Raw genomic sequence first — 21,060 nt, forward strand, 5'->3', positions numbered from 1 at the left:
CCGGCAATGATGACTTATTATAAGTTACGCATTGCCGGGGTTTTGTGTATCTAATACTAAGAGAAAGTCTTGTCGATTGACGCTTTTGCAATGGCTGACTTAAGCATGTGCTAATGCTTGAGCCCGTTGCAGAATATCAACAATGGGTGCTGCTTTATTCAAACTGCGAATGTCGACAAATAAGTCTTTAGCCTCAGGATACTCATGACGCAGGTAGGCAAACCATTGTTTAACGCGGTTAGGGTAGTAGAGCCCTTTATCACCTTTGATTTCAAATTCAGAAAACTTAAGCAATAGCTGAATAACATGGTGCCATGGCATATGTGCTTCATTGCGTTTTATGACATTACACAGGTTGGGTAAATTGAGTGCACCACGGCAAATCATCAATGCATCTGTTTGAGTAACGTTTAAGCATGCTTGCCCGTCTTGGTAGTTCCATACTTCACCATTAGCAATAATGGGAATAGAACTTTTTTCTTTTACTTGACGGATGTAGTCCCACTTTATTGTTTCGGCTTTATAGCCATCGACTTTTGTACGGGCATGAATGGCAATTTCATCACCGCCAGCCTGTGCCACTGCATCGACAATTTCAAAGCAGTGCGTTGGGTCATCCCACCCTAAACGGACTTTTGCTGTTACAGGTTTCGTTGGGCAAACAGCACTACGTACTTCTTTGACTATTTGGTAAATCTTTTCGGGTTCTTTAAGCAGAACTGCACCACCGCGATTCTTATTTACCGACTTCGCTGGGCAACCAAAATTAATATCGATACCTGCCGAGCCAAGATTACTTGCACGGTATGCATTTTCAGCCATCCATACAGGCTCTTGACCTAACAGTTGAACACGCACAGGTGTACCTGATGTTGTTTTCCCACCATGGTGAAGCTCTGGACACAGGCGATAAAAAACACTACTGGGTAATAAGCTATCAATAATCCGAACGAACTCTGTGACGCAAAGATCGTAATCATTGATGTTTGTTAGCATCTCTCGCATTAAAGGGTCTAAGACGCCTTCCATTGGACCTAAAATTACTCGCATATCACCCGTGGCTTTATCTGTGTGGCTACAAAAAGTGTAAGGTGCGAGATTTTAGTGCCCAAAGGCGTGCTTGTCATCTAATCTTATGCGTTAAGCCGATTTATTCTTATCGTTCTTGTGTGATGATTTTTTTCTTATTAATGCTTTTCCCGATATTGCCTGTGTTTTTTTGCTATCGGTATACTCAGGTTCCAAACTTAGGGTAAGCATGTTGCGGGCAACATCTTCAGCAGGAATGGGCTCTAAATTAACAAGAGGACCAATCAAAAGCGGGTGGATTATTTCAAATAAACGTTGAACAATAATTTCATCTTTACGGGGTTTAGAACGTTCGCCCGTTAGTGGCCCTGGTCTAACGAATGTGCAGCGAGCAAAGCCCATCTTGCTGAGTGCTTGCTCCATTTTTCCCTTACAGCGTAAATAGTGGGACGGTGACCACGGGTGAGCACCGAAACTGGATACAACCGTAATATTTTTCACGCCCAATAAATGCATCGTATTAGCCACATCTTTGACTAATTGATAATCAATAGCTTCTAAATCTTTGCTGCTGCCAGCTTGCTTCTTCGTCGTGCCTAGGCAAATGTAACCGTATGTTGGTGTATGATCTGTCTCATTCCATGTTGTTACCCGTAGCTCTGGGTGAACAATTTGCGTAAGATTTTTACTGTGAAAAGGCAGTTCACGGCGTGACAAAGAATAAACGATATTAAAATGCTCGCAGGCCAGTAATTGATGAAGAAGTTCATCACCTACTAGTCCACTAGCACCCGCAATAATCGCACTCGCTTTTTCTTGACGCATTATGTTGTCCCTAACTACCAAAAAGAAATACGTATGAAGTCATGTGGGTATATACCCAAGTTACCTTAAGATGCTCGTTTCAGCGAGAATAAAACCAGTTTTGCCTTTATCTTCATCAAATATCAACACTATTTATGTAGAATTGCAGTGTTGGTTGAAGATAAAGTTTAGTTACACGCTTTGGTTTAACTATTTGTTAACGTTAGTTATGGAGTTATTAACGTAGAGTTTGCTGCCCTGTTCCTCGCATCCTCAGGTTGTTGAGGTATAATCGGGCTATATTGAAAACCGTATGATAGAACCGGAAAATAAAATGACAGACTTAATGACACTACCTGCTGATTGGGACGGCATGCCAACCGCATTCATCGAAGGCGCACTATTGGCAGCGAATGCAAACCCAAAGCCACTCGTTCCAGAAGCATGGTTACCAGTACTTATTAATGGTGGTGTGGTTGAAGAAGATCAAAAAGATGTGACCGATGAACAGAAAAAAGCCATTCTTAGTCACTTTCAAATGCAGTATCAGTACATCAAAGCGGGTGAATACGAATTACCAAAAAGTGTAGCGTGGAATGCAGAAGATGGCGTGAGCGAATCTTTAGGACATTTCGCTGAAGGCTTTCTAAGTGTATGGCCTCAAATCGAACCTAATTGGGCCGATCAAGCTATTTCAGATGGCACGATGCGCATGTTATCTGCGCTTATTACAACGATGCTGTTGCTGCTTGATGAAGAAGACACATTAGCGCAAATGAAAGAGGCTGGAATGACAAGCCTACCAGCTCCGAGCGATCTTTACCCTCAGGTATCACTGATGATTGGTGAAGTGGTAATGGCTGCTGATGAAATGCAGCAAGGCGCGGGTGCTCAAGCGGTAAACCCCTATAAAGAAACAGGTCGTAATGATGCTTGTTTATGTAATAGCGGTAAAAAATTCAAGCAATGTTGTGGTAAGTAATGCCGCAAGAAAATGCGAGTAATACTGTTAATCCAGTAAGCAGTAAACCGACAATATTGGTCGTGGCTGGAGTGATTGAAAAGCAAGGTCGTTATTTATTAGCGCAGCGTTTTGAACATGCTAGTCAAGGTGGGTTATGGGAGTTTCCCGGTGGTAAAGTGGAAGAGGGAGAAACACCTCAATCTGCTTTAGAACGGGAGCTAATGGAAGAACTCACTATTCAAACAACGACAGGTCAGTTTCTTGCTGATAGCGTGTTTGACTATGGTGATAAGATAATCCACTTGAAAGGGTATCTTAGCCATTGGGTGTCGGGTTCATTAACTTTACATAGCCATCAAATAAGTGTGTGGGCTGAGTTAACAGAAATAAGCCATTATGCACTTTGCCCTGCAGACTATCCTATTTTAGAGGCTTTAGACGCCAAACAAAGCACATGAAAAAAGGAGAACATGATGTTCTCCTTTTTTTGTTTAAACCGTATTCAATGGTACTTTATATCAATTTAGACAAGAAACTGAACATTTACATATCCCGAATGGTATTCATCTTCTTACTAAAAAACTGAGCAATAACGATCAATGCTAATGCGACCAAATTGGCTGCAAAGATAATAACGAGCCATTGTGGCATTGATTGTCCAAGGAAAGTCCAAACGACTTTTGCACAATCGCCGTAAGCTTCGAACATCCATGGAACCCATTTATTCAACGGTGCCCAACTAGGGAACTGTACAAAGAGATCACAGGTTGCAAAAGGTGATGGGTTGAATTGATAACTCACATGCTCAATAGATAGCTGTAAGCCTCGTACAGCACTATAACCCCATGCGATAAGCCCAGCCCAACGAATGAGGGCATATTGTGGAGCAATAGCGCCTAACAGTGCTGCAAACGCAATGCCCATCATGGCAACGCGCTCATAAATACACATTACGCAAGGCCCTAGTTTCATACCATGTTGGAAGAACAGAGCACTGCCCTCGAAAAAGACAATACACAGTAGTAACAGTAACCAAGATATACGGCTTTTTGAGAATGTGTTCAGAAATTGCATATGATGATCTCTAAGCTAATTGAAGTCAAAGTATAGAATAAAGCCCTGACTAATCAGGGCTTTTACATTTCTATCGGACACTTATAATCGAGAATAATTCAATTAATGTCCAGCAGCAGGTGCAATCGTCGACATAACTTCACCCGTATTATGAACCAGCCAGCCCATATCGTAGAACCACTCCGTCATTGGCAGAAGCATAAATTCGATACCTGCTAAGCCAACCAGTGCAAGTACAATAGTATAAGGCAATGCCATATATACCATACGACCATACGAAAGGCGGATTAAAGGAGCAAGTGCCGAAGTAAGTACGAACAAGAAGGCAGCTTGACCATTTGGGGTTGCCACTGACGGTAGGTTTGTACCCGTGTTAATGGCAACTGCTAACATGTCGAATTGATCACGAGTAATCGCACCACTTACTAAGGCTGCTTTGACTTCATTGATGTAAACCGTACCAACAAAGACGTTATCTGACACCATAGAAAGTAAACCATTGGCGATATAGAACATCGTCATTTGTGCGTTACCGTTAAGAGTCAGCACCCAAGAAATGATGGGTGTAAATAAATGTTGATCAATGATCACTGCAACAATTGAGAAGAAAACGGCTAATAATGCGGTAAACGGTAACGCTTCTTCAAATGCCTTACCTAAAGCATGCTCTTCAGTAACACCAGTAAACGATGTAGCAAAGATAATAACAGTCAAACCAATCAAGCCTACAGCAGCCAAGTGCATGGCTAGACCGACAATTAACCATACTGCGATCAGTGCTTGCGCTGTTAATTTAGCGTAATCGATATTTGTACGGCTTTTACGTTCTTCGTCATCATAATCGACCAAAATTCTGCGTACGTTTTCAGGTAAAAGTGTTCCGTAACCGCAAATTTGGAATTTTTCGACCAAAGCGCACGTCAATAATCCACACATGAAAACAGGAACAGTGACTGGAGACATGCGAAGAATAAACTCACCGAATAACCAACCTGCTTGGTCTGCAATAATCAGGTTCTGAGGTTCACCAACCATTGTCATTACGCCACCTAATGCCGTACCGATACCAGCGTGCATAAGTAGACTACGTAAGAATGAGCGGTAATTTTCCAGATCATCTCGGCTCACTTCACGCACGTGAGTGTCTGTGGTGTGATCATGAGAAGAACTAGGATCTTGTCCTGATGCTACTTTGTGATAAATGCTATAGAAGCCGACTGTAACGCTGATAACAACGGCGATAACCGTTAGTGCATCAAGGAAAGCGGAAAGAAATGCAGCCATTAAACAAAAAGATAATGACAGCAGAATCTTAGAGCGAATACCAATCAGTATTTTAGTAAAGATATAAAGCAGTAACTGCTTCATAAAGTAAATGCCAGCTACCATGAAAATCAGTAGTAGTAGTACTTCAATATTCGCAACCAGCTCATGTTTTACCTGAGCTGGGCTAGTCATACCGATAGCAACAGCTTCAATAGCTAATAATCCGCCAGGTTGAAGAGGGTAACATTTTAGTGCCATTGCTAATGTGAATATAAATTCGACAACTAACAGCCAGCCAGCAACAAAAGGATCAACTAAAAAGAAAACAAAGGGATTGATGATAAGAAATGAAATTATTGTAATTTTATACCAATCAGGCGCTTTACCTAAAAAGTTCTTAATAAACGCGTTCCCTAGCGAAATAGCCATCTTTGGGGTCTCTTATAATGTACGTGTTAATAAATGAGCTGGGCGCGGCCTTTGTATCAATTAAGACCTCTAAGCTAAACATCATATCTGGTTGGATAAATTAGATGGTGTTTAACTTAAAGTAGGCAGCAGCGTCCATTCAGCTCCCAGTATTAATTCGATGCTAACTGTACCGTTAGATCTGAATCAGTCAAGTTATGTAGGTTGATGTTACATAAATTACTCAGGTTTCATCTCAAAATGAGAATATTAATGTGCTAGAAAGCCACGCCATGCAATTTACAGTTAAAAGTGTAAGCAAATGTTGCGCAGAATCAACTTTACTTAACATCTAGGTCTGAATATGGATCTGTTCTACTTTACTGTAATTTCGCCTATTCCTGAACTGGTGGTATGATGAGTGAATAAAATATAAACAAGAAGCAAATTGGATAGCATTTAAATGGTTATAAAGGCTGACAGCCCAGCAACGTTTGCTGAGAAATATATCATTGAGAGTATCTGGAATGGTCACTTTCCTCAGGGTTCGATTCTTCCAGCTGAACGTGAATTATCAGAACTGATTGGCGTAACTCGCACAACATTACGTGAAGTATTACAACGGTTAGCGCGTGATGGATGGTTGACTATCCAACACGGTAAGCCAACACGTGTGAATAATTATATGGAGACTTCAGGTCTTAGCATTTTAGACACTTTGATTACGTTAGACGGTCAAGATGTTCAGAGTGTACTTGAAGATCTATTAGCTGCTCGTACTGATATCAGCAGTGTGTTCATGCGCTATGCAGTGAAGGGTAACGGTAAAGAATCTAGCGAATTGATTGAGCATGTTATTCAATCATGTGAAGAACTGTTGAATGCAAATAGCTTTGCCGAGTTTGTAGAAAACAGCGATGACAAACTGCCACTTATGCAGCAAGTTAAGAAAATTGTTGATAAATATGGCAAAACGGATCCTGAATTGTGTGAAGCAATTTGCCGTGCTCGTGCATTTAACTATTATGATTATCGTTTGTTCCAAGGTTTAGCGGGCAAATCAGGTAACAAGTTGTATGTATTGACGATTAATGGTTTGCGTAAAATTTACACTCGTGTGGGTGGTTATTATTTCATGAGCCCAGAAGCGTGCCAGTTAGCACTAGATTTCTACCGTGAAATGCAGTCTTACTGTGATAATAATCAACCTGATCATGTTGCCGATCGTTTAAAGAAATATGGTCGTGAAAGTGGTGCGATTTGGTACAGTAACCGTATCGAAATTGCACGTTACTTATACGAAGAAGAGCAGTAACTGTTCTTTAATTTAGATATATAAAAAGCCGAAGGTAATATTACCTTCGGCTTTTTTTATTGTCTTCTTTACGTTACCTTTTACACATTCTGTAACATAAAATAGGATTTATATTTCAGTGTTATATTGATTTTGAATAGGGCAAGTTGCCAGGATTTGTGTTCTGCCATCAGGCATCTCTTCTTCAAGCGTTACGTCAAATCCCCAAATACGGTGTAAGTGTTTAATCACCTCATTATAGCTATCTGCGAGTGGTACACGATTGTGTGGTACATAACGAAGAGTTAATGAACGATCACCTCTAAGTGCCACATTCCAAACTTGAATGTTGGGTTCATTATTACTGAGGTTGTACTGAGAGGATAACTTTTCACGAATAGCACGATAGCCTTCTTCATTATGAATCGCATCGACTTCCACATAGTTGTGCCTGTCATCATCATTGACGGCAAAGAACTTAAAATCACGCATTAACTTTGGCGATAGATATTGGCTAATAAAGCTTTCATCTTTAAAGTTCCTCATCGCAAAGTGTACGGTTTCTAACCAATCCTTACCTGCAATATCAGGAAACCACTGTTTATCCTCTTCTGTTGGGTTTTCACACATACGTCGAATATCTTGGAACATAGCAAAACCAAGGGCATAAGGATTAATACCACTGTAGTAAGGGCTATTATATTCAGGCTGTACTACAACATTGGTGTGGCTGTGAAGGAACTCTATAATGAAACGGTCTGTGACTAAACCGTCGTCATAGAGGTGGTTCATGATGGTGTAGTGCCAAAAAGTCGCCCAGCCTTCATTCATAACTTGGGTTTGTTTTTGTGGGTAGAAATATTGACTAACTTTGCGCACAATTCGAACGATTTCTCTTTGCCAAGGTTCTAGCAAGGGAGCGTGTTTTTCGAAGAAATAAAGAATGTTTTCTTGAGGCTCAGAAGGGAAGCGCACTTCTTCTGAATGGTTTTCTTTTTCTTCATTAACCGGAATTGTGCGCCATAGTGAATTCACTTGAGTTTGCAAATAATCTTCACGTGCTTTTTGGCGTGCTGTTTCTTCCACTAACGATATTTTTTGTGGTCGTTTATAGCGATCTACACCGTAGTTCATTAATGCGTGGCAAGAATCGAGAAGCCTTTCGACATCATCTACGCCATACCTTTCTTCACATTCTGTGATGTATTTACGGGCAAATAAAAGATAATCAATGATCGAACTTGCATCTGTCCATGTCTTGAATAAATAGTTACCTTTGAAGAAAGAATTATGACCATAACATGCGTGCGCCATCACTAATGCCTGCATTGTGATGGTATTTTCTTCCATAAGATAAGAGATACAAGGGTCTGAGTTAATAACAATTTCATAAGCCAGACCCATTTGACCATGCTTGTAACCACGTTCAGTTTCGATGAAACGTTTACCGAATGACCAATGATGGTAATTAATTGGCATGCCGATACTGGAATAAGCATCCATCATTTGTTCAGCTGTAATGACCTCTATCTGATTAGGATAGGCATCTAACTGATAATGTTCAGCAATGCGCTTGATCTCTACGTGATACTGATCAAGTAGGTCAAAAGTCCAATCTGGACCATCACTGAGTGTTTTTGTCTTTGTGGTTGAAACCATATAACACACTCCCCAAAAGCGCTTATTGACATCAAAAACTAATCATCAACACGTGTTAACTGTGTTAGCCACTAGCTGACTTGTTTTTTAAATAGCTCCCTAAATACAGGGAAAATGTCATCCACAGTCCTTATGTTTTGCATTGCAAAGTTGGCGTGAGTTCCTTGCAGTGCTTCGTATTCTCTCCAGAGCGTTTGATGTGCTCGTCGAGTTATTTCGATATAAGAGTAATAACGGGTTACTGGTAGAATCTCTTTATTGAGTAATTCACGACAGCCTGGCGAGTCATCAGCCCAGTTATCACCATCCGATGATTGAGCCGCATAGATATTCCATTCAGCAGGGGAGTAACGCTTTTTGATGATGTCATTCATCATACGTAAGGCGCTGGATACAATCGTGCCCCCAGTTTCCTGCGAGTAGAAAAACTCGTGTTCATCGACTTCTTTAGCTTGTGTATGGTGGCGAATAAAGATCACATCTACATTCTTGTAGGTTCGATTTAAAAACAAGTACAGTAAAATATAAAAACGTTTCGCAATGTCTTTTGTGGCTTGATCCATCGAACCAGAGACATCCATTAAGCAGAACATGACTGCTTGGCTGCTTGGCTGAGGACGGCGCTCATAGTTTTTGTAGCGCAAGTCAAAGGTATCAATAAATGGCACACGGCTTATTTTCTTTTGCAGTGCCTCTATTTCTTCTAGAATTTTCTTTTCTTCAAAAGGCTGTGCTGGTTCGGTGGTCTGTAACAAGTCTAGGGCTTGTTCAAATTCACGTAGTTGTCGGCGTTTTGCCGCTGTCATTGCTGTACGACGTGCCAACGAATTTTGTAAAGATTTTACTATGGCAATATTAGACGGTACACCGACTGATTTAAAACCAGAACGGAATGTCTTCCATTCAACAATTTTATTGAGTTGGTTCTTTTGAAGATTTGGTAATTCTAGATCCTCAAACAGTAAATCAAGATATTCATCTTTTGATATTTGAAAGACGAACTCATCTTCACCTTCACCATCTTGGCTAGCTTGACCGTCACCTGCGCCACCTTGCCCACCCCCACTAGGGGGGCGTTCAATACGATCGCCGGGGCTAAATTGGTCGTTGCCTGGGTGAACAACATTACGTTGTCCACCACGGCCTTGATGAAAGCTTGGCTCTCTGATATCGCGAGAAGGGATAGTAATATCTTCCCCGCTCTCAACATCGGTGATAGAGCGCTTATTGACCGCATCCGCAATTGATTCTTTAATTTGCGATTTATGGCGGCGTAAGAAGCGCTGACGATTCACCGTGCTTTTATTTTTACCATTGAGCCTGCGGTCTATAAAATGCGCCATAAGCTCTCCCCCCTGTTTATTTATCTTATTTATCCTACCGCGTGTATCTTCTGTATTTATGAAGACTTACGTACGCGTAGATACCATTCAGATAACAAACGTACTTGTTTGCGGGTGTAACCTTTTTCCATCATTCGAGCGACAAAATCATCATGTTTCTTTTGTTCATCTGTTGATGTTTTGGCATTGAAGGAAATAACAGGAAGCAGTTCTTCTGTATTCGAGAACATTTTCTTCTCAATTACAGTGCGCAGTTTTTCATAGCTGGTCCAATTTGGATTTGTTCCTGCATTGTTAGCTCGTGCACGAAGTACGAAGTTCACAATCTCGTTTCGGAAATCTTTTGGATTACTGATCCCCGCAGGTTTTTCAATTTTTTCCAGTTCGTTATTTAATGCTGAACGGTCAAAGAGTTGCCCTGTATCAGGGTCGCGGTATTCTTGATCTTGAATCCAAAAATCAGCGTAACTCACGTAGCGGTCAAAGATGTTCTGACCGTATTCAGAGTATGATTCAAGGTATGCGGTTTGGATTTCTTTTCCAATAAACTCAACATATTTCGGAATCAAATAACCTTTCAAAAATTCAAGGTATTTTTCAGACAGATCTTGCGGGAATTGTTCACGCTCAATTTGTTGTTCAAGTACGTAGAATAGATGAACTGGGTTCGCTGCAACTTCAGAGTGATCGAAGTTAAATACTCGGGATAGGATTTTAAAGGCAAAACGAGTCGATAGACCGTTCATTCCTTCATCGACACCTGCGTAATCACGGTACTCTTGGTACGATTTTGCTTTAGGATCGGTATCTTTTAATGTTTCACCATCATAGACACGCATTTTCGAATAGATGCTTGAATTTTCTGGCTCTTTCAAACGAGAAAGTGCGGTGAATCGAGCAAGGATTTCTAGTGTGCTAGGTGAACATGGAGCTGAAGATAGCTCACTGTTTTGCAGTAGTTTTTTGTAAATTTTGATTTCTTCCGAAACACGTAAACAATAAGGCACTTTCACGATGTAAACACGGTCGAGGAAGGCTTCGTTATTCTTATTATTTCGGAATGCTAGCCACTCAGATTCATTAGAGTGAGCCAGAATGATACCGTCAAACGGCAGTGCTGATAAACCTTCAGTGCCGTTGTAGTTACCTTCCTGTGTGGCTGTTAGTAGAGGGTGCAGCACTTTTAGCGGTGCTTTAAACATCTCTACAAATTCCATCATCCCTTGGTTAGCTTTACACAAGGCACCTGAGTAACTGTATGCATCAGGATCATCTTGTGAGAAGTGCTCAAGCTGGCGAATATCTACTTTACCCACTAAGGCTGAGATATCTTGGTTGTTTTCATCACCAGGCTCAGTTTTAGCAATACCGACTTGATCAAGAATCGATGGACGCACCTTGATAACTTTAAATTTGGTGATGTCGCCACCAAATTCATGCAGGCGTTTTGCTGCCCAAGGAGACATAATATTATTTAGATAACGATCCGGAATTCCGTATTCTTTATTTAGAATATCGCTATCTTCATTTTTATCGAATAAGCAGAAAGGGTGGTCATTAACAGGGCTACGTTCACCGTTTGCCGTTAAAATATAGATTGGTATTTTTTGCATTAAGCTTTTTAGCTTTTCAGCTAATGATGATTTACCGCCACCTACAGGGCCAAGTAAATACAGAATTTGTTTACGTTCTTCTAGGCCCTGTGCTGCATGCCTTAAGTAGGAAACAATTTGTTCTATCGCATCTTCCATGCCATAAAAATCTTCGAATGTTTCGTAGCGTGAAATCACACGGTTAGAGAAAAGTCTGCTCAAGCATGGATCTTGAGCGGTATCGATCATTTTTGGTTCACCGATGGCCATAAGCAGACGTTCTGCTGCGTTCACATATGAACTACGGTCATTACGGCAGATCTCAAGGAATTCTTGCAACGAAAGCTCTTCATCCTTGGCTTCTTCATAGCGTTGACGATAATGGTCAAAAATACTCATGGTATCCCCCTGAATCGTTCTTTAATCAATTAGAAAGGACGAAAACAAAAAACTTTCACATCCCTCATATCTAAGACTAGACCTAACTGATCAAAATGCTTCACTGAGTTGTTGGTTTTTAAATAAATTTCCTTTTTTCTATCATTTTGCTGGCTTGTATATTTATTGCTCACAATCTCACTATCCTCTTAAAAAATGGGAGATGCAAGCAAGATTGTTAGTAAAATGTAACTGAATTTTGCTGGTATTCAGTATTTGTTCTATCAGTAGTCGTTAACATTATTTAATTAATATATTTTGGTTTTATATGCTTGCTTATCGTTATTCTATAATTGAATTAAGCTTTTGACGTCGATTTTATGGAGTATTACTGCGTTTTAAAGGCTGTGCGTATAATGATAAGAAATGTACTTTTACCTGTTCGTGTGATTTTTTGTGCTATGTGAGTGAATTTATTTGTCTATTTTTGAGAGTGAATAAAAAAAGACGTTGAATTGGCTGTATTTCTCTTTGTCGATGCTTATTTTTCGAGCGAAATCAACAACCCTGTTTTAAGCTTGAGAGATAGAAAAATAAAAAGTATAGATAGGGGATTTTGATTTATGGGTATTTCACGTGTTGATACAGTATCAATTCCTGTTTCTAATCAGGGCCAGTCATTGTTATTTTATCGTGATGCGTTGGGCTTTGAATTAGTACGTGATCATCATGCAAATAATAAGAAACGCTGGATTCAGCTCGCACCTAAAGGCGCGGAAACAACCATTAGTTTAGTGGTGCCATTTGCTGGAATGAAAGCGGGCTCTGTACAAGGTCTTGTAGTTAAAACTGATGATATAACATCAACTTATAATGAATTAGCGGATAGGGGGGTGAGCTTGTCTGAGATTGTGTCACTTATTGGCGGCCGCTTTGCAACGTTCACGGATCCAGACGGTAATGGTTGGGTACTCATTGAAGCGACATCGCATATGATGGCTTAATGAGCATTGCTTATGTCGGTATTAAAAAGCCGCACAGCTATGCGGCTTGTTTAACTGAGTATTACAGCTCAGTGGTGTCGAATGATAACCCGATTACTATTTCACAGAAATCAGTGTGCTTAGGGTGTGAGTTTGACCGGGTGCTAACTCAATACCTTTACCGTGAATCGTTGATTCAACACACACCATGGTTTTAAAACTATTATCAGCCATGTCACTCATGCTGATTGATAATTCTTGCCAAGGGTTCCAAATAACAGCAGCGTTATGGCCTTGATTTTCAACCGTAATCTGGCGCATATTGCTTTTATCATTAATAGTGATGATGTCTTGTGCTGAAGTATAAACGCGATCCACTTCTTGAGTAAATGTGAGTGTGTCTCCACCTTCAGCAACTTTTCCACCTTGTGTGCTATCGTTGTATTCTTTACCCATATCTGTAATTTCAACAGTATTGATATCAGCAACAGTAAAGTAAGTATGTAAGGCTCCGCCGTATGACCAGCTATGATCATCGACATTGGTCGATGTTAAGTGGACTTTAAGTTCTGTGCTAATTTCAAAAACCAGTTCATTTTTGAATTTATGTGGCCACATTTCACGTGTTGATTCAGAGTCTTCTAACATCAGCGAAATAATCACGCCATTGCTATTTTCACGGTGTTCTTTGAGTGTCCATAGGCTGTTTCGTGCGAAACCATGAGAGGGTGTTGCTGCTTTTCCAAACCAAGGCCAACAGACAGGAATACCGCCACGAATGGCTTTAGTTGTATCAAACTCAGCTTTTTCACTAAGCCATATTACATCTTGCTCACCTGCTGGTTTGAACCAAATCAGGTGTCCACCATGAAGAGATATACCCGCTTCGGCAGTATCATGAATAACGCGAACTATTTTCACGCCCTGAAATTCACAAATGGTAACAGCATCTGAAAGTGCATTAATCGTTGAAAGCTTACGTAAATCCATCGACTATTCCTTACTTAACTATGATTTAAATGTTTATTCAGCTATTTAATCAAAATTTCGGGTAGAAAAGATAGCGGAATAAATACTTATTTTTCGTTTAAAATTATCATTGTTTGTGAAAACTTATTTGTTAAATTTGTAAAATCTCAACAAAGGGAACGGATGTAAAGCTGACTCTGTAGCGGTTCAATGATACTAAATGTGATCTATTTATGGTGTTTTTTTGGTCTTATAATACTAAAGAGGTGGGTTTTCATTGAGTGTGGTGATATTACTATCAATTGTTGTGTGTATTTTAGGTATAAAAAAAGGCAGCTAATAGCTGCCCTTTTGTCACTTTGCTAAGTAAAAATTACTTAGATACGTGAGTGATTAGATCAAGAACTTTGTTTGAGTAACCGATTTCGTTGTCGTACCAAGATACAAGCTTAACGAATTTGTCAGTTAGCGCAACACCAGCTTTTGCATCAAATACTGAGGTTTGAACTTCACCGATGAAGTCTTGAGAAACAACTGCATCTTCAGTGTAACCAAGAACGCCAGCGAATTCATTTTCAGAAGCACGCTTCATTTCTGCACAAATTTCTTCGTAAGTTGCAGCAGTTTTTAGGTTAACAGTTAAGTCAACAACAGAAACGTTAGCAGTAGGTACGCGGAAAGCCATACCTGTTAGAAGGCCGTTTAGCTCAGGAATTACTTTACCTACAGCTTTAGCAGCACCAGTTGAAGATGGGATGATGTTCTGAGAAGCACCACGACCACCACGCCAGTCTTTCATTGAAGGACCGTCAACAGTTTTTTGAGTAGCAGTAGTAGCGTGAACAGTAGTCATAAGACCAGATTCAATGCCCCACTTGTCGTTAAGAACTTTAGCAATAGGTGCTAGGCAGTTAGTAGTACAAGATGCGTTAGAAACGATATCTTGACCAGCGTAGTCTGCAGAGTTAACGCCCATAACGAACATAGGAACGTCGCCAGAAGGACCAGTAAGAACAACTTTCTTAGCGCCAGCTGTGATGTGCTTACGAGCAGTCTCGTCAGTAAGGAAAAGACCAGTTGCTTCAGCAACAACGTCTACACTAATTTCGTCCCACTTAAGCTCTTCAGGGTTACGTACAGCAGTAACACGTACAGTGTTACCGTTTACTACTAGGTTACCGTCAACAACTTCAACAGTACCGTTGAAACGACCGTGAGTTGAGTCGTACTTAAGCATGTATGCCATGTATTCAACATCGATAAGGTCGTTGATGCCAACAACTTCGATGTCATTACGCTCTACAGATGCACGGAAAACAAAACGTCCAATACGGCCAAAACCGTTAATACCAACTTTGATAGTCATTACAGTAGCTCCACGACTTAATTTATTATGAAAGATAACTGGTGGTAAAATTACAGAATCCTTAGTGACCCTGCAAGTAAAAAACGAACTTAAATTGCTTAAGGTCAAAAAAAAGTCCGTATTTTTTTACATTCTTACTACAACGTTGTTAATTTGAACGCTATTTGTTCAAATGTTCGGCGTTATAGTTATTAACTTTCAATACGGTACCTAAGAACAAAAATTGTCTTAGACATGTAAACAAATCTTCAGAGCAGAAAGTATGTGCTACAGTTGTGATAATTGGCAAGTCTAAATGTCAGTTAGTGCAAAAATGGATAAAATAGGTTTTAAAATGACTGATAAAACAGATGCTTATTGGCGAAAAAAATTAACCGAAGATCAATATCATATTTGTCGAGAAAAGGGGACAGAGGCATCTTTCTCGGGAACATTGCTGCATAACCGTGAAACTGGCCTTTATAGTTGCACATGTTGTGAAGCCCCTTTATTTGTATCTGACAACAAATACGACTCTGGTTGCGGCTGGCCAAGTTTTGATGCGCCTGTGAATAAGGAAGCTGTCCGATATATTGAAGATAATTCACACGGTATGCAGCGTACTGAAATTCGCTGTGCAAATTGCGATAGTCATTTAGGGCATGTATTTCCTGACGGACCAAACACAACCGGTGAGCGGTATTGTGTTAACTCGGTATCTTTAGTGTTTGAAACTAAAAACTAAAAAGTGATTGGAATTTAAAAGGACGAGAATGTCCTTTTAAATTTATTATGTAGACGTAGTGAAACTACGATGCAGCTATTATGGTTTGTTATTTTGTGGTTTTATTTCATCATATCTGCTGTGAATTTCCCTTTTTTGAGAGCATTTGTGATTTTATTAGCACTGTTATCTAATGTCTCTCGTTTACTGTCTACCATAGGGTATAAAGCAGCAAGCTTTTCTTTGTTCGCAACGGGTAGGTTAAAATTTGCTCCTACTGTTGCCCAGATATATGCATTCTGAGTTAATCCTTTCTGATGTGAAATTGTTGCTAGACTCTGGATGATTTCAGGCTGTATTTTATCTCCTTTTTTATACAGCTCTAATGCATGCTTCAATAACGCCAATGTTTTTTCTTTATCTTTATAGGTGTAGTAGGTTGCAAGTGCGAGCTGCAAAGCGGGTGTTTCTAATTTTGGCGTACCCTCTAATAATAAAAATTGACGCAATGCATTTTGATCGCCTTGGCTCCAACGGTAGTAAATAATGTCGGGATCCGGTGACGTTGAGAGTTCTAAGTTCAAACGTTTAATGGCGTCGTAGCTATGAATGAGTGCATTCATACGGATAGTTTTACGTTCTTTTAATTCCGTTGGTTCAATACGTGCCGCGTACTCTAAGCATTTTTGATAATCATATGTGAATTGCAGCTCTTTGAATTTTTCAGCATCAGTTGGATTTTTCTGCACATCAAAACGTTGCCAAATTAAATTCGTGCGTTGAATACGACATTGACCATCGTTGACGTTTAGTTCTGCACACAATGCGGGGTAACTTTTACATAAACTGTCTGTTGTTCGATGACGTTCGTAGCAGCCGCTCAATAGCGTTGTTAAGGACGCTAAGAGAGCAAGTTTAATGAATCGGGAATGCATAAATTATCTTTACTCGTCAACAGGTTAAAGGTAGTAGTACGTTCTGTCGTTTATTGTTTATAAGTCTATCAGTAAATAGTGTGGCATCAGTGTGAACGACAATATAAATGTGATCATCAAAGCAGAAATACGGTTCTTACTTGACTGTTTTTACCATGCCTTTATGGTTAGCGCTAAGGAAGCAATAAACCTTATACCATATTTAACGTAATGGCGGATCGTAAACGCACGGATGAGAGTCGTGCAACGGAGTAAAAAATGGATGTAAAACAATTATTAGACGTAATGACGCCAGAAGTATACCAGCGAATCTCAACAGCTGTTGAAATAGGTAAATGGCCTGATGGCTCGGTATTAACGCAAGAGCAGCGTGATTCTGCGCAGCAAGCCGTCATGCTATACCAGTCGCGACATAATGATAATGCTGAACATATGTCGGTAGAAGCTGGCGGTGACATTAAATTTAAGTCAAAAGCAGAATTGAAGCGCGACTTCGGCGTAAAAGAACCGGTATTAGAATCTGACCTTAATGATATTGCGCGCTTTGGTCATGGCGATTTATAAAGAAAGCCTTTAGTTTGCTTTAAAGATCATGGGTTCACAGTAAAAGCTACTGAGCTCATGATTTTCTTCACTGATGAGGTTCGCAATCCAAGGTTCTTGTTCTATTGTGCTGATATAAGCATGTAACTTGGGATAATGTGAATTGAGTCTTAACCCTGCCATCCAACCATTTCGAAAGATGCTCCATAAGCTCACTTCTGCCATAGAAAAGTGTTCGCAAACATACCCTTTTTCTGGTATTTGCTGTTCTAAATAATCCAACACCATAGGAAGGTGATGTTGTAAGCACTGATCGACGGCATCTTGATCAACCTCTTTATTAAGAATTTTACCTCGTAATACTTTTTGATAGAAAAGTACCCCACCAATGAGTGAGGTTAATCGTGTATCTGAATATTCTTCTAGCCAACGTATTTTGGCCCGATCTTCTGCTGTGCCTGGGTAGAGGGGCGGTACTGGGCATATATCATCGAGGTAATGTGCGATAACGGTGGAATCCATGATCGTTTGATTATTATGTTCTAGAACGGGCACTTTCCCCATTGGATGACGTTTATGAGCCAATTCTTTTTCAAGATAAGGGTTTAGCGGCTGTAGATCATAAGCAATGCCTTTATAGGCAAGTGCCAACATGATTTTTCTAACAAAAGGGGAAATGGATGCACCGTGCAAAATCATAGTTATTTCTCAAGCTAACTTTATTGGTAATAAGTGTAGCTCTAAAAAAAGAGCCGAATTAAATTCGACTCTTTTTTGATGATTTTACAGGCTAAGTTCACCACGTAAATCTTGCTGCATCATACTGCGAATCGTTTCTACCGGAAAATCGGTACTTAACAAGTAGTGCAGTTTAGCGAGTGCTGCTTCAGGGGTCATATCATAACCGCTTAACACACCAGCATCCGCGAGTGCACAGCCTGTCGCGTAACCCCCCATATTCACTTTGCCAGAAAGGCATTGCGTAAGGTTCATTACAATCACGCCACGTTCACTTGCTTCTTTCAGTTGAGCCAGTAAATCGGGGTTTTGCGGTGCGTTACCTACACCAAATGTCAGCAAAATCATTGCATTAACAGGTTGGCGTAATGTGTTGCGAATCACTTCAGGTGAAATGCCAGGGTACATTGTAATGACACCAATAGGCTGCGGTGTTATTGCATTGACCTTAAAATCACCATCAGGTTTCTTATCAAGTTCAACATTGTTCAACTTGATATTAATACCAGCTTCAAGCAACGGGGGCATGTTAGGTGAGATGAAAGCACCAAAGCCGTCAGCATGTGCTTTGGTGCTTCGGTTTCCACGAATTAGCTGGTTATTGAAGAACAAGGTTACTTCATTGATTGGGTAATTAGCCGCAATATGAAGTGAATTCAATAGATTACTTTGCCCATCTGAACGTAATTCCGCTAAAGGAATTTGTGATCCTGTTACAATAACTGGCTTATCTAGGTTCTCAAACATAAACGACAAAGCTGAAGCAGTGTAAGCCATGGTGTCCGTACCATGCAAAATGACAAAACCGTCATACTTGTCGTAGTTTGCTTTAATATCATCCGCGATACGCTGCCAATCCTCTGGCGACATATCAGACGAGTCAATAAGCGGCTCATATTCGTGGATAGTAAATTCTGGCATTTCTGAACGGTGAAATTCCGGCATTTTATCCAGTTGATTTTGCATAAATCCAGCAACAGGTACGTAGCCATGATCTGACTTTTGCATACCAATGGTGCCGCCGGTGTAAGCAATGTAAATATTTTTTCTTTCCATAATCGGGTACAGACTTATCGGTTTTGGTGAGCGCATTATACGGTTAACGAACGGTAAAAAAAGCCCAGCATATGCTGGGCTGATCTCACTTCTCGATATTACTGCAATTTAGGCAGAAGGCATATTGCCCTTTTGGATCGTTAAAGTTACTGAGTGTTGTGTAGTCTGTTACAACTTGCTGTGTGACAGGTTGCAATGTACTTGGAAGCTGACCAAGCACCATAGTGGCAACTTTCGTGCTAACATCACTTGAAAACTGCTGTAAGAATTGTTCTGCAGTACTGAGTGGCTCTTCCATCCAGTTCAGCTCGTAACTCTCTAGTTTTGCTAATTCAACCGCAGCGGCAATGGCATCATCAAAATCACCAAGCTGATCGACAAGTCCGAGCTCCATCGCATCTTGCCCCGTCCATACACGCCCTTGTGCAATTTTATCTGCTTGCTCTAGTGACATGTTACGGTACTGACTTACTAAGCCGATGAAGCGCTTATAACCGTGCTCAACACCGAGTTGGAAAACCTGCCCTACACCTGCTGGTAGTTCACGTGTTACACCAACACCTGAAAATGGTGTAGTGCCTACGCCATCACTGTATACGCCCATTTTTTCCAGCCCTTTTTCAAAGGTGGTAAGAATAGCGAAAATACCAATGGAGCCAGTAATGGTTGTTGGTTGCGCGATAATACGGTCAGCACTTGATGATATCCAGTAACCACCCGAAGCGGCAACACTCGACATCGATACGACCACAGGCTTACCTGCTTGTTTTAATGCATCCACTTCATTACGAATGACTTCAGAGGCAAAGGCACTGCCACCAGGACTATCAACACGTAAGATAACGGCTTTAATATCATCATCTAGACGCGCGTCTCGTAATAGCGCCGCAGTTGAATCTCCGCCGACGGTACCTTGGCGTTGTGTTCCATCAATAATGGCACCATTGGCTACTACAACGGCAATTTGATTATCGCTTGGCAAATCGGTGTTGATAATTGTTGGTTGGTATTCGTAATAACTGATTTGATTAAAGCTGTGTTCGCCATCACTGCCGAATTCTTCAATCATTTTATTACGTAACTGAGGACGAGAAATGAGTTCATCCACTAAACCCATTTTTAGTGATAGTTTGGCAAAATCACCATCAACAGCTTTAAGCTCTTGAACAAAGTCATCAATATTAGGCGTTAATGTTGCAGCATCAATATGGCGGTTGTTCGCGACATCAGTTGTAAAAGCACCCCACAATTGATTTAACCATACGGTATTTGCTTCTCGTGCTGGAGCAGACATATCATCGCGGGTATAAGGTTCAACAAAAGATTTGTATGTACCGACACGGAAGACATGTGTATTAACGTTTAGCTTTTCTAGCAAGCTTTTGTAATACAGCGAGTAAGAACCGTAACCGGTTAGCATTACACCACCGTCTGGCGACATAAATACTTTATCAGCATAGCTGGCAAGGTAGTACTGGCTTTGGCCGAAATTATCACCGTAAGCGTAAACGGGTTTACCTGCTGCTTTAAACTCGGTAATCGCCTTAGCGATATAACGTAGTTTCGTTAAGCTGGTTTCAGACATGCCTTTTAGGTTGAGTACTAAACCTTCAATTTTATTATCTGTCGATGCTTTACGAATGGTCTCGGTAATATCGAACAGCACATTGTCTTGCGCAGGGGGTTGTCCTAGGACATTCGATGCAATGCTATCAATAGGATTAATGTAGCGACGCTGCTCTACGATAGGGCCTGATAAGTCTAAAACTAATGCGGCTTTATCGGGTTGTTCAGGTGTATCTTCACCATAATTAAACGCAACAAAAATTGCGCCAATTATGATCAAGAAAAATAGATTGAGAATAAGTTGCCGGGTGAAACTGATCAATTTCCAGATAGCACGGAATATTCTTCCAATTCCTTTAAATATTGCTTTCATGAACGTTCCTGATGATG

The 21,060-nt window shown here is 40.5% G+C and carries 19 protein-coding genes; 6 read left to right on the plus strand and 13 right to left on the minus strand.

Going from position 1 to position 21,060, the window contains the following annotated elements; all coding sequences use genetic code 11:
- Positions 1-99: 99 nt before the first annotated feature.
- Both dusC and C9J12_RS03250 read right to left on the minus strand, forming a co-directional pair.
- Complete coding sequence (gene dusC, locus C9J12_RS03245) at positions 100-1,050, minus strand: tRNA dihydrouridine(16) synthase DusC (RefSeq protein ID WP_107241388.1); 951 nt, start codon at positions 1,048-1,050, stop codon at positions 100-102.
- 90 nt (positions 1,051-1,140) lie between these two features.
- Positions 1,141-1,854 carry an NAD(P)H-binding protein gene (locus tag C9J12_RS03250; protein ID WP_107241389.1) on the minus strand — a complete coding sequence of 238 codons (714 nt, stop codon included), beginning with the start codon at positions 1,852-1,854 and terminating at the stop codon, positions 1,141-1,143.
- 313 nt (positions 1,855-2,167) lie between these two features.
- Between C9J12_RS03250 and C9J12_RS03255 the strand changes: the two genes are divergently transcribed.
- Together C9J12_RS03255 and C9J12_RS03260 are read left to right on the plus strand one after the other, a co-directional pair.
- Entirely contained in the window at positions 2,168-2,815 is a 648-nt protein-coding gene (locus tag C9J12_RS03255) for a YecA family protein (RefSeq protein WP_107241477.1), read from the plus strand.
- Entirely contained in the window at positions 2,815-3,255 is a 441-nt protein-coding gene (locus tag C9J12_RS03260) for a (deoxy)nucleoside triphosphate pyrophosphohydrolase (RefSeq protein WP_107241390.1), read from the plus strand. Before C9J12_RS03255 ends, C9J12_RS03260 begins: the two co-directional genes overlap by 1 nt.
- An 85-nt stretch (positions 3,256-3,340) precedes the next feature.
- Here C9J12_RS03260 and dsbB read toward each other — a convergent pair whose 3' ends face one another.
- Positions 3,341-3,871 (minus strand): disulfide bond formation protein DsbB, encoded by a 531-nt coding sequence (gene dsbB / locus C9J12_RS03265; RefSeq protein ID WP_107241391.1) that lies wholly within the window; start codon positions 3,869-3,871, stop codon positions 3,341-3,343.
- Positions 3,872-3,973: 102 nt separating this feature from the next.
- Positions 3,974-5,566, minus strand: a complete 1,593-nt coding sequence (gene nhaB / locus C9J12_RS03270) for a Na(+)/H(+) antiporter NhaB (protein WP_107241392.1) — start codon at positions 5,564-5,566, stop codon at positions 3,974-3,976.
- Between the two features lie 442 nt (positions 5,567-6,008).
- Between nhaB and fadR the strand changes: the two genes are divergently transcribed.
- Entirely contained in the window at positions 6,009-6,860 is an 852-nt protein-coding gene (gene fadR / locus C9J12_RS03275) for a fatty acid metabolism transcriptional regulator FadR (RefSeq protein ID WP_107241393.1), read from the plus strand.
- 108 nt (positions 6,861-6,968) lie between these two features.
- On the opposite strand, the gene C9J12_RS03280 is transcribed toward fadR, so the two are convergent.
- The 3 genes from C9J12_RS03280 to C9J12_RS03290 form a co-directional block, all read right to left on the minus strand.
- Entirely contained in the window at positions 6,969-8,498 is a 1,530-nt protein-coding gene (locus tag C9J12_RS03280; protein ID WP_107241394.1) for a SpoVR family protein, read from the minus strand.
- A 71-nt stretch (positions 8,499-8,569) separates the two neighbouring features.
- Positions 8,570-9,841, minus strand: a complete 1,272-nt coding sequence (locus C9J12_RS03285; RefSeq protein ID WP_107241395.1) for a YeaH/YhbH family protein — start codon at positions 9,839-9,841, stop codon at positions 8,570-8,572.
- A 56-nt stretch (positions 9,842-9,897) separates the two neighbouring features.
- The gene (locus C9J12_RS03290) at positions 9,898-11,832 is read right to left on the minus strand and encodes a PrkA family serine protein kinase (protein WP_107241396.1); all 1,935 of its coding nucleotides are present in this window, start codon (positions 11,830-11,832) and stop codon (positions 9,898-9,900) included.
- 602 nt (positions 11,833-12,434) lie between these two features.
- Here C9J12_RS03290 and C9J12_RS03295 point away from each other — a divergent pair.
- Positions 12,435-12,815: a VOC family protein gene (locus C9J12_RS03295; protein ID WP_011219262.1), complete on the plus strand. Its 381-nt coding sequence runs from the start codon at positions 12,435-12,437 to the stop codon at positions 12,813-12,815.
- Between the two features lie 96 nt (positions 12,816-12,911).
- Here the strand turns inward: C9J12_RS03295 and C9J12_RS03300 are convergent, their stop codons facing one another.
- Positions 12,912-13,784 carry a D-hexose-6-phosphate mutarotase gene (locus tag C9J12_RS03300; RefSeq protein ID WP_107241397.1) on the minus strand — a complete coding sequence of 291 codons (873 nt, stop codon included), beginning with the start codon at positions 13,782-13,784 and terminating at the stop codon, positions 12,912-12,914.
- Positions 13,785-14,136: 352 nt separating this feature from the next.
- Positions 14,137-15,129: a type I glyceraldehyde-3-phosphate dehydrogenase gene (gap, locus tag C9J12_RS03305; protein ID WP_107241398.1), complete on the minus strand. Its 993-nt coding sequence runs from the start codon at positions 15,127-15,129 to the stop codon at positions 14,137-14,139.
- Positions 15,130-15,463: 334 nt separating this feature from the next.
- Between gap and msrB the strand changes: the two genes are divergently transcribed.
- Positions 15,464-15,853 carry a peptide-methionine (R)-S-oxide reductase MsrB gene (gene msrB, locus C9J12_RS03310; protein WP_107241478.1) on the plus strand — a complete coding sequence of 130 codons (390 nt, stop codon included), beginning with the start codon at positions 15,464-15,466 and terminating at the stop codon, positions 15,851-15,853.
- Positions 15,854-15,954: 101 nt separating this feature from the next.
- On the opposite strand, the gene C9J12_RS03315 is transcribed toward msrB, so the two are convergent.
- Positions 15,955-16,767, minus strand: a complete 813-nt coding sequence (locus tag C9J12_RS03315) for a DUF2989 domain-containing protein (protein ID WP_107241399.1) — start codon at positions 16,765-16,767, stop codon at positions 15,955-15,957.
- A gap of 258 nt (positions 16,768-17,025) precedes the next feature.
- Here C9J12_RS03315 and C9J12_RS03320 point away from each other — a divergent pair, with 258 nt between their 5' ends.
- Positions 17,026-17,331 carry a YeaC family protein gene (locus tag C9J12_RS03320; RefSeq protein ID WP_107241400.1) on the plus strand — a complete coding sequence of 102 codons (306 nt, stop codon included), beginning with the start codon at positions 17,026-17,028 and terminating at the stop codon, positions 17,329-17,331.
- A gap of 9 nt (positions 17,332-17,340) precedes the next feature.
- Here C9J12_RS03320 and C9J12_RS03325 read toward each other — a convergent pair whose 3' ends face one another.
- From C9J12_RS03325 to sppA, 3 genes are all read right to left on the minus strand, one after another.
- Positions 17,341-18,009: a glutathione S-transferase family protein gene (locus tag C9J12_RS03325; protein WP_107241401.1), complete on the minus strand. Its 669-nt coding sequence runs from the start codon at positions 18,007-18,009 to the stop codon at positions 17,341-17,343.
- An 84-nt stretch (positions 18,010-18,093) separates the two neighbouring features.
- Positions 18,094-19,104: an asparaginase gene (gene ansA, locus C9J12_RS03330; protein WP_107241402.1), complete on the minus strand. Its 1,011-nt coding sequence runs from the start codon at positions 19,102-19,104 to the stop codon at positions 18,094-18,096.
- Positions 19,105-19,189: 85 nt separating this feature from the next.
- Positions 19,190-21,043, minus strand: coding sequence for a signal peptide peptidase SppA (gene sppA, locus C9J12_RS03335; protein WP_107241403.1), 1,854 nt, complete (start codon positions 21,041-21,043; stop codon positions 19,190-19,192).
- Between the last annotated feature and the right edge of the window lie 17 nt (positions 21,044-21,060).

This window comes from Photobacterium frigidiphilum (genome assembly GCF_003025615.1).
GTDB lineage: Bacteria > Pseudomonadota > Gammaproteobacteria > Enterobacterales > Vibrionaceae > Photobacterium > Photobacterium frigidiphilum.